The organism is Microcystis sp. M109S1 (genome assembly GCF_020247025.1).
Lineage (GTDB): Bacteria > Cyanobacteriota > Cyanobacteriia > Cyanobacteriales > Microcystaceae > Microcystis.
Map to the genome: position 1 here is coordinate 1 of NZ_JADBRW010000295.1, position 9,602 is coordinate 9,602.

At 46.3% G+C, this 9,602-nt stretch carries 8 protein-coding genes; 3 read left to right on the forward strand and 5 right to left on the reverse strand.

The features are described from left to right. The coding region (locus IM322_RS14780) for a helix-turn-helix domain-containing protein (RefSeq protein ID WP_287237603.1) at positions 1-118 on the reverse strand (118 nt) is incomplete at its 3' end. Between the two features lie 91 nt (positions 119-209). On the opposite strand from IM322_RS14780, the gene lpdA reads away from it, so the two are divergent. Further along, positions 210-1,640 carry a dihydrolipoyl dehydrogenase gene (gene lpdA, locus IM322_RS14785; protein ID WP_287675653.1) on the forward strand — a complete coding sequence of 477 codons (1,431 nt, stop codon included), beginning with the start codon at positions 210-212 and terminating at the stop codon, positions 1,638-1,640. Positions 1,641-1,774: 134 nt separating this feature from the next. Further along, on the forward strand, positions 1,775-1,951 hold the full coding sequence (tatA, locus tag IM322_RS14790; protein WP_286826291.1) for a twin-arginine translocase TatA/TatE family subunit: 177 nt from the start codon (positions 1,775-1,777) through the stop codon (positions 1,949-1,951). Positions 1,952-2,200: 249 nt separating this feature from the next. On the opposite strand, the gene IM322_RS14795 is transcribed toward tatA, so the two are convergent. Beyond that, a complete protein-coding gene (locus IM322_RS14795; RefSeq protein ID WP_287675652.1) occupies positions 2,201-3,604 on the reverse strand; it encodes a TldD/PmbA family protein in 1,404 nt (467 codons plus the stop codon). A 96-nt stretch (positions 3,605-3,700) separates the two neighbouring features. Continuing rightward, positions 3,701-6,946: a carbamoyl-phosphate synthase large subunit gene (carB, locus tag IM322_RS14800; RefSeq protein WP_287675651.1), complete on the reverse strand. Its 3,246-nt coding sequence runs from the start codon at positions 6,944-6,946 to the stop codon at positions 3,701-3,703. A 288-nt stretch (positions 6,947-7,234) separates the two neighbouring features. Between carB and IM322_RS14805 the strand changes: the two genes are divergently transcribed. Further along, positions 7,235-8,275 carry an adenosine deaminase gene (locus tag IM322_RS14805; protein ID WP_287675650.1) on the forward strand — a complete coding sequence of 347 codons (1,041 nt, stop codon included), beginning with the start codon at positions 7,235-7,237 and terminating at the stop codon, positions 8,273-8,275. A 90-nt stretch (positions 8,276-8,365) separates the two neighbouring features. Here IM322_RS14805 and IM322_RS14810 read toward each other — a convergent pair whose 3' ends face one another. Both IM322_RS14810 and IM322_RS14815 read right to left on the reverse strand, forming a co-directional pair. Continuing rightward, positions 8,366-8,773 carry an MAPEG family protein gene (locus tag IM322_RS14810; protein WP_287675649.1) on the reverse strand — a complete coding sequence of 136 codons (408 nt, stop codon included), beginning with the start codon at positions 8,771-8,773 and terminating at the stop codon, positions 8,366-8,368. Positions 8,774-8,781: 8 nt separating this feature from the next. Continuing rightward, positions 8,782-9,288 carry a hypothetical protein gene (locus IM322_RS14815; protein ID WP_002741066.1) on the reverse strand — a complete coding sequence of 169 codons (507 nt, stop codon included), beginning with the start codon at positions 9,286-9,288 and terminating at the stop codon, positions 8,782-8,784. Positions 9,289-9,602: the final 314 nt, after the last annotated feature.

Here is a 9,602-nt window from a genome sequence, read left to right on the forward strand (position 1 = left end):
CTTGTGTTCGTTCGTGGAGAGCTTTATTGTAAACTAATCTTACACAGCCCAAGGTGCGCCGCAATAGCGACTCTTGTTCGGGTGTGGGGTAAAATCGGTAAGAATAGGCTTTTTCCATGTCTCACATTTTAGCATATATTCCGTAAATGTGCTAGTATTTAACAGTAAAGCCGTCGTGAAACGACGGGGTTTCAGACCCAAAATTTTCGATGAGTGAATTCGACTACGATTTAATTATTATCGGTGCTGGAGTTGGTGGCCACGGGGCAGCCCTACACGCAGTCAAATGTGGGCTAAAAACAGCTATTATCGAAGCCAAAGATATGGGAGGAACCTGTGTCAATCGCGGTTGTATTCCTTCTAAAGCTTTACTGGCAGCCTCGGGACGAGTGCGCGAATTGGCCGATAGTGACCATCTGAAAAGTTTAGGTATTGCCATCGGTGGCGTTAATTTTGACCGTCCGACAATTGCTAATCATGCTAACAACCTTGTCAGTAAAATTAGAGGCGATCTCACTAATAGTCTTAAACGTCTCAAGGTTGATACTATCCACGGTTGGGGAAAAATCGCCGGTCCGCAAAAAGTTAGCGTCATCGGGGATAGTGGCGAAAAAATCTACACCGCTAAGGATATTATGCTCTGTCCGGGGTCGGTTCCTTTTGTCCCACCGGGGATCGAGATCGATCATAAAACGGTTTTTACCAGCGATGAGGCCGTTAGATTGGAAACTTTACCCAAGTGGATCGCAATTATCGGTAGTGGTTATATCGGTCTAGAATTTTCGGATATATACACCGCTTTGGGTTGTGAAGTGACGATGATCGAAGCTTTAGATAGTCTCATGCCAGGATTTGACCCAGAAATCTCGAAAATCGCTGAAAGAGTTCTGATTAAACCTAGAGACATCGAGACTTATGTGGGAGTTTTGGCAAAAAGTATTAAACCTGGAAATCCTGTGGCCATTGAACTGGTGGACGCAAAAAGCAAAGAAGCGATCGAAATTTTAGAAGTAGATGCTTGTTTAGTCGCTACAGGAAGAATCCCAGCGACAAAGAATCTCGGATTGGAATTTGTTGGGGTAGAACTGGATAAACGCGGTTTTATTGCCGTTAATGACAAAATGCAGGTAATTCAGGACGGTGAACCGATTCCCCATCTCTGGGCTGTGGGCGATGCTACGGGTAAAATGATGTTAGCTCACGCTGCTTCGGGTCAAGGGGTAATAGCCATTGAAAATATCTGTAATCGCCCAAAAACCATCGATTATCGCAGTATTCCCGCCGCCGCTTTTACCCACCCCGAAATTAGTTATGTGGGTTTAACGGAACCGCAAGCAGAAGCTTTGGCACAGGAAGAAGGGTATAAGGTCGCTTCTGTCAAGACCTATTTTAAGGGAAATTCTAAGGCTTTAGCGGAAGGAGAAACGGAAGGCATCGCTAAAGTCGTTTATCGTCAGGATACGGGGGAATTACTCGGTGTTCATATTATCGGTATCCACGCATCGGATTTAATTCAAGAAGCGGCTAATGCGATCGCTGAACGCCAATCCGTCCATGAACTCGCTTTCCGCATCCACACCCATCCGACTCTCTCAGAAGTCCTCGACGAAGCCTATAAACGCGCTGAAGTGGTGGTATAGAGGGGGTTATCAGTTATCAGTTATCAGTTATCAGTTTTTTAGCTATCGGCTATCAGTTATTACCGTTAAGTTTCCGACTCCTGACTCCTGAATACTGAATCCTTTCTCTTTTTTTACTTTTTACTTTAAAGATTATGTTTGGATTAGGTTGGCCAGAAATAGTAATTATTGCTGTAGTTGTTGTCCTGATATTTGGACCGAAAAAAATACCCGAATTTGGGGCAGCTTTGGGGAAAACTTTACGGGGATTTAAAGAAGAAATCAATAAAGATGATCAAGAAATTGAAGACAGTGACGAGAAAATGAGATAGATTTCGCCCGTATGAAACTCCGCTATAGCAGTTATCAGTTATCAGTTATTAGTTATCAGTTATTAGTATTAAATAAGTAGGTGGGTGGAATTAAATATAAGATGAACGTAGGTTGGGTTGAAGCATGAAACCCAACGCCCGCATAGGTTATGCTACCGCTAACCTATCCTACAAATAATTGTGCCTCCCTACTTAGTAGTTTCCCACTGTCTTTTCACTCTTTACTGATTACTGATTACTGATTACTGATTACTGAATATCTGCTTCTCCTCCCACGACCACATCGCGGATACGGAGACTGGGGCCACCGCAGCCAACCGGTAAACCACTTTGACCGCCTTTTCCGCAGCCTCCCGACTCATCCCAGTAGAAATCATCAGCAATTGCCTCAATATTGGCTAGGGTTTTAAAGACATTACCGGAGAGAGTCACATCTTTAACGGGTTCAGCAATTTCTCCATCGCGAATCATCCAAGCTTCCCCGGCGCTAAAAGTGAACATTTCGCCGTTAGTCATGCCTCCCTGCCAATTTTGGGCATAAACTCCCGTTTTTATCCCCGAAAATAACTCTTTAACGGCAGTGGTTCCCCGTTCAATCCAAGTGTTGGTCATGCGGACAATGGGCGGATAATGATAATTGAGACAACGGGCGTTACCGGTCGGTTTTTCGCCTAATTTGCCCGCCGTTTCCCGCGAATGCAGTCTTCCCACCAAAACCCCATCTTTAATTAACTGAGTCGTCGTCGCTGGGGTTCCCTCATCGTCATAAAAATAACTGCCCCGATGACCTTCCGGATAGGCCCCGTCAAAGATTTGCAGGTTATCTGGTCCAAAACGTTTGCCCATACTCATCACTTCCAAAAGGTCGGGATTTTCGTATAACATATCTGCCTCTGACAGGTGGCCAAAAGCCTCATGGACGAACAGACCGGTTAAAATGGGATCGATGACGACGGTGTAGGTATCGCCCTTGACAGGGGGCAAAACTAGGGCTTGTACGGCCCGTTTAGCCGACCCTTGCACCTGTTCTTCTAAATTGACCAGATCCTCGAAAGCTTTTCGGGATCCGGTGGTTTCCCGGCCTGTTTGTACACTGTCCCCATCCCTAGCGGTGGCCGAAAAACGCATTTCTAAGTCCGACCATTTTTGTTCGATTAAAGTCCCGTCAGAAGTGCCTAAAAGAATATGTTGACTACTATCGCTGTAACGGACGGAAGTAGTGGCAATACTGGGATGGTGTTGACGCAGTAAGTTATTATAGCGATCGCAGAGGGCTTTTTTATCAGCTAATGGCACTAAACGCGGGTCTGTTCCCGTTAAAGGTAATTCACAGGAGATAATTACAGGTTCTACCGGAGCAATCAGGGTTTCTTCTTCCCCAATTAAACGGGCAGCAGCGATCGCATCTTCTAATCGTTCCTGTAAACTGGATAATTGATTAAAGCTGGCAAATCCCCAACCTCCTTGATAACAAGCGCGTACCTGACCACCGATAGCAATACCTTCGCTGAGGGTTTCCACTCGTTCGGAACGCAGTAGAATATTCGTCCCCCGCGCTTCTTCCAGACGAATTGTCAGGAAATCGACGCGGTTTTTATAACGGTTAATCAGTTCACTAATCAGGTTTTTATAATCGTTTAGAGTATCGGTCATGGGAATTAGGAAGTGGGGTGTATTTTCAGTGAACTGATAACTGATAACTGATAACTGATAACTGATAACTGATAACTGATAACTGATAACTGAAAATTAGGCGAGATAATCCTGTAAAGCTTTCACCTCTAAAGGTTGGGATTGCAGAGATTTTAAGGCTGCTACTGTCGCTTTTGCCCCGGCGATAGTGGTGATAATTGGTAACTTATAATCGAGGGCAGTGCGGCGAATTTGTCGGCCATCGTTTTGGGATTCTTCACCACTGGGAGTATTGACAATAAACTGAATCCAGTCATTTTTGATCCAATCGATAACGTGGGGGCGGCCTTCGTGAATCTTTAGCACTAAATCGATATTTTCGCAACCGTTTTCTAACAAAACTTCACGAGTTCCCGAAGTGGCGACGACGCGAAAACCGAGGGATTGCAGATCCTTAACCACGGGAACCATGGGGGTTTTATCGCGATCGTTCATCGAGACAAAAACCGTCCCACTGGTGGCTAAAATCACGCCGGCGGCCATTTCTGCTTTAGCGAAAGCTTTGCCAAAATCGCTGTCAATCCCCATTACTTCGCCTGTAGAACGCATTTCTGGTCCCAGGAGAGTATCAGCACCGGGGAACTTCTGGAAGGGTAAAACCGCTTCTTTCACGGCAATATGACGGGGAATTGCTTCGCTGGTGATGCCCAATTCTGCTAGGGTTTTGCCCGACATGACGAGGGAGGCAACTTTTGCTAAAGGAACTCCCGTTGCTTTGGAAACGTAGGGAACAGTACGACTAGCGCGGGGATTCGCTTCTAAGATATAAACTGTCTCCCCCTGTACCGCATACTGGATATTCATCAAACCGATTACTTTTAAAGCTTTCGCTAGTTCCACCGTCCATTGTCGAATTGTGGTTAAAACTGAGTCAGGAAGGGACGTATGGGGGATAGAACAAGCAGAATCGCCCGAATGTACGCCCGCTTGTTCGATATGTTCCATTAATCCCCCGATAACTACTGTTCCCGTGGCATCTGAGAGGGCATCCACATCCACTTCGATGGCATTTTCGAGGAATTTATCGATTAAAATCGGGTGATCCGGTTCTATCTGTACCGCATACTTCATATAGCGTTCCAATTCGCTATCGGAATAGACGATTTCCATTGCCCGACCGCCCAAAACATAGGACGGACGTACTACCACAGGATAACCGATGCGTTTAGCCACTGCTTGGGATTCTTGGAAACTGCGGGCAATACCGTTGGGGGGTTGTCGGATATCTAATTCTCGGAGGATTTTTTCAAACCGTTCCCGATCTTCGGCAGTATCGATCGAATCGGGTGAAGTTCCCCAAATTTTGGTATTTACGGGACAATTAGGCGATTCTAGATATCTTTGCAGGGGAAGGGCTAGTTTTAAGGGAGTTTGCCCACCGAATTGAATAATTAAACCCTCTGGTTGTTCCGCTTCGATGATATTTAAGACATCCTCTTTGGTCAGGGGTTCAAAGTAAAGGCGATCGCTGGTATCGTAATCGGTGGAGACAGTTTCCGGGTTAGAGTTGACCATAATCGTCTCAAAACCGGCTTGACTGAGGGAAAAAGCGGCATGACAACAACAGTAGTCAAATTCTATCCCCTGGCCGATGCGATTGGGACCCCCACCGAGGATCATCACTTTGCGTTTATCGGAGGGTAAAACTTCCGATTCCACCTGTTCGTAGGTGGAATAATAGTAGGGTGTCAGGGCCTCAAATTCTGCCGCGCAGGTATCCACCATTTTATAAACGGGAACAATACCTAAACCCTTGCGATAACTTCTCACTTCGTCCTCGCTGCTGTTGGTGGCGAAGGCGATTTGGCGATCGCTAAAGCCCTGTTGTTTAATGGCGAATAAGTCCTCTTTGCTAAGACTTTTCAGGGGAGTTCGTTTGAGAAACTTCTCGGTTTCCATCAAATCGGCCAATTTATCGAGGAACCAGGGATCAATCCCGGTTAGTTCGTGGATTTCCTCCCCATTCATGCCCAATTTAAAAGCATGATAGATACTATAAACTCGTTCGGGGTTAGGTGTCCGTAAACCAGCCCGGACTTCCGAGAGAGGGGGGAGAGTTTCGACTTTATCGCAACCAAAGCCAAAACGTCCCGTTTCTAGGGATCGAAGTGCTTTTTGAAAGGATTCTTGGAAAGTTCGACCGATAGCCATAGCTTCCCCGACGGATTTCATCTGGGTAGTTAGAATCGGTTGGGAGCCGGGGAATTTCTCGAAGGCAAAGCGGGGAATTTTGGTGACGACGTAATCGATAGTTGGTTCAAAGGAAGCCGGGGTTTTTTTGGTGATATCGTTGGGAATTTCGTCTAAAGTGTAGCCTACTGCTAGTTTAGCGGCAAATTTAGCGATCGGGAATCCCGTGGCTTTCGATGCCAGGGCCGAAGAACGCGATACCCGGGGATTCATCTCAATCACGATTACGTCGCCGTTAGTGGGATTAACGGAGAATTGGATGTTCGAGCCGCCGGTTTCTACGCCAATTTCCCGAATAATTGCCTTAGAATAGTCCCGGAGGCGTTGGTATTCTTTATCGGTCAGGGTTTGGGCGGGCGCAACCGTAATCGAGTCGCCGGTATGGACCCCCATCGGGTCAAAGTTTTCGATCGAACAGATGATCACCACGTTATCGGCTAGATCGCGCATTACCTCTAATTCGTATTCTTTCCAGCCAATTAGGGATTTTTCGACGAGAATTTGCGATGTAGGCGAACAATCTAGACCATACTGGGCCATCGGTTCAAATTCTTCTTGGTTATAGGCAATACCGCCCCCCGTTCCTCCTAAAGTGAAGGCCGGCCGGATAATGAGAGGATAGGAACCGATCTGATGGGCGATCGCTTTTGCTTCTTCTAAATTGTTGGCAATCCCCGAAGGACAGACGGGAACACCGATTTTCTCCATTGCTTTTTTGAATAGTTCCCTATCTTCGGCTTTTTCAATAGCGGGGAGTTTTGCCCCGATCAGTTCCACGTTATATTTTTCTAAAACGCCGCTTTTGGCCAAAGCTACCGCGGTATTTAGGGCAGTTTGACCGCCCATAGTCGGTAGAATCGCATCAGGACGTTCTTTCTCGATAATTTTCTCGACAATTTCCGGCAGAATTGGTTCAATGTAGGTGCGATCGGCCATTTCTGGATCGGTCATGATCGAGGCTGGGTTAGAATTGACTAAAATTACCTCATAACCTTCTTCTCGTAGGGCTTTACAGGCTTGAGTTCCCGAATAGTCGAATTCACAGGCTTGTCCGATGACAATCGGGCCAGCGCCCAAGATTAGGATTTTCTGTAAGTCATCACGGCGTGGCATAGGCTTAGGGTTGCTTGACTATAAACCCCAATCATTGTATATGTTGTCACTCCTCTATTCCCTAAAGCTTTATTTAGGTTTAATGACCTTATTCTAGCTGTCAGCCTTGAATCAGTGATCGGTGATCAGATCTGAGCCTTGCACTAGCGACTGTTCACTATCTCCCCGCTCCCCAACACCCAACCGATCACCGAATAGGTACTGATACTATTTGGCAACAATTGTCAAACAATTGTAAAACTTCGTTATATTTAAGGAACGTTTGAGAGACTAAGGAGCATCGGAGTTGTGGCTTTATACGCAGATTTGCATCGGCATTTAGGGGGATCGGTAGTACCGAGAATTCTCTGGCGCTACTTTCACAGACATGAGCGGGATTTAGCGGCCAAATTCCCGGAATACCAAGCTTTTGAGGAATTTTACACCCGTGAACGTAATAGTTTAGATGAGTATTTAGAATTACATACCCTAGTCGAAAGTGTTCAAACCGCCCAAACTTTGCCCTATTTTATCTATCGTCTGATTCGCGGCGCTTACATCTTCGAGAATCTTGCCTATTTAGAATTGCGCTATACTCCCTACTATCGCACCGACGAACATTTGAACCAAACAGAGCGAATCGAGCAAATGCGATCGATTGTCGAGATCGTCGGTCAAGCCTCGAAAATGAGCGAATATCCGATTATTACCAGTCAAATTCTCTGTATGCACTCGCGACTTCCCTCCGAAGTCAACAAAGCGATCGTTGATCTGGCCCTAGAGATGAAAGAATACGTCTGTGCGATCGATATTGCCGGGGGTGATTCCTACTACCAAACTCGACTAGAGGAATTTGCTGGTTTATACAGTTATGCCCGGGAAGAGGGTTTAAATACCACCGGCCATCTTTACGAAACAAAGGACGGTTGTTATCCCCAATTACTGCCCTATCTGCAAAGAATTGGTCACGGTATTCAAATTCCCCTACAATATCCGGAACTGCTGCCGGAAGTTGCCCGTCGTCAACAATGTTTAGAAGTCTGTCCCACCACCTATTTAAAAACTGGCACCCTCGAAAGTTTATCCCAGTTAAAGATAGTCTTTGATCGCTGTTTTGAAGCGGGGGTTGATATTGCTATCTGTACCGATAATGCCGGTTTACACAATGTCCGGCTGCCCTTCGAGTACGAGAATTTACTCACCCTAGATGTGATCGATTTTCGACAATTACAAGCTTGTCAAGATGCGGCTTTTCGCCATGCTTTTGCCTGGCCCTATAGTCAAAAACCCGCCTCACTTTTAACCGGTTTGTTATCAGTGGATAATCCCAAATTACCAGTTTATCAGTAACAAAATTAACTTTAGTTCGGGTTAAGCAACTTCTTTACCGCTCCCGAACTATAGCGTTTCTCGTCCCTCCTGCATCTGGTTTGGGGAATTCTACTGAATCTTGAATAAACTTAACCCAAAGAGAGTATAGGTACACAGAGAACCAAGACCGAACATCAGGGAACGAGCGATCGGGATATTAGTGATATAAAAAAGGGAAAATAAAAGCCGGAGGAGCACGAAAGCGATCGCACAGTTAGCGGCCAGGGATGAGGAGACTCCTGTAACGTAGGCCATGAGAGCGGCAGCACTATAGATCATAAAGGTTTCAAAACCATTTTGATGGGCCCAAGTTGCTCGTTTAGCGTAGTCTGGGAGTTGGTCGAACATTGCCCGGGGAGCGGAGGTATCGTAACCCACCTTAGCTCGAGCGTAACCGACCAGCAGAAAAGGTAGATAGACAGAGATAGCGGCAGCCACTATCGAATAGAGAAGAATGGCACTGACGGAGAGATTCATTGCGGAATTTAGTCAAAATAAAATAGGGTAACTAGCTTGCGTTGATCTTCCGCTTCCGCGCAGGTTTGCAAAAGGGTCTGACTGTCGTGGAAAGCAAAACAGATTAACTGTTGACAACGATTGATAATCTCGCGATTACAGAGGCTGCTGGCTTCCCCTAGGGATAGATGGTCATTTTCGGGACATTCCACCAGATGGATAACCTGCTGGAGTTGTTCTTGGGATTCCAGGGGCTGGCGATCGAGACTTTGGGGTAAGATCACGGTTAACAGATTAGGATCTGCCCGCATTGCCCCCTTAATGACGGCGGAATTGGTTCCCGTCGCCCCGGAGGTCATAATCCGATTGCCCGCCAGCACGAGGGCATAGGCCATCATTTCGATCAATTGCTGGTGCGTGATGGGAACGTGACGGGAACCCAATAAAGCGACGCGCTTAGAACCGGTCTGCTGAATGGCGGCTAGTTCTTGAGCTAGAGTGTCTAGGGTGTTAGTGGTATCTACAGATTGACTCAAAGACTTTTACTGCAAATTCGGACTGATTAACCGTACGTTATTGTAGCATCGAATTGTCATGATCGGAAATTTGGACAGAAAACCCCAGCTACCGATCGAGGTGTTCTTTCTGTGGTGGTCCCCTATGATCCCTCAGAAATTGTTATTGGTGGGGAAGTGCCTCTAGATTCTGCTTTGACATACCCCACGCCGTAAACGGACGTGGATTCTTCTAGCATCACTGCTGAGAATTTCTGGCTCAACGATGTGGACTTGAATTAGATTCCTGGCGAAATCCCACCCAGAGGTGGTTCTCTCCTCAGACTTTCGCGACC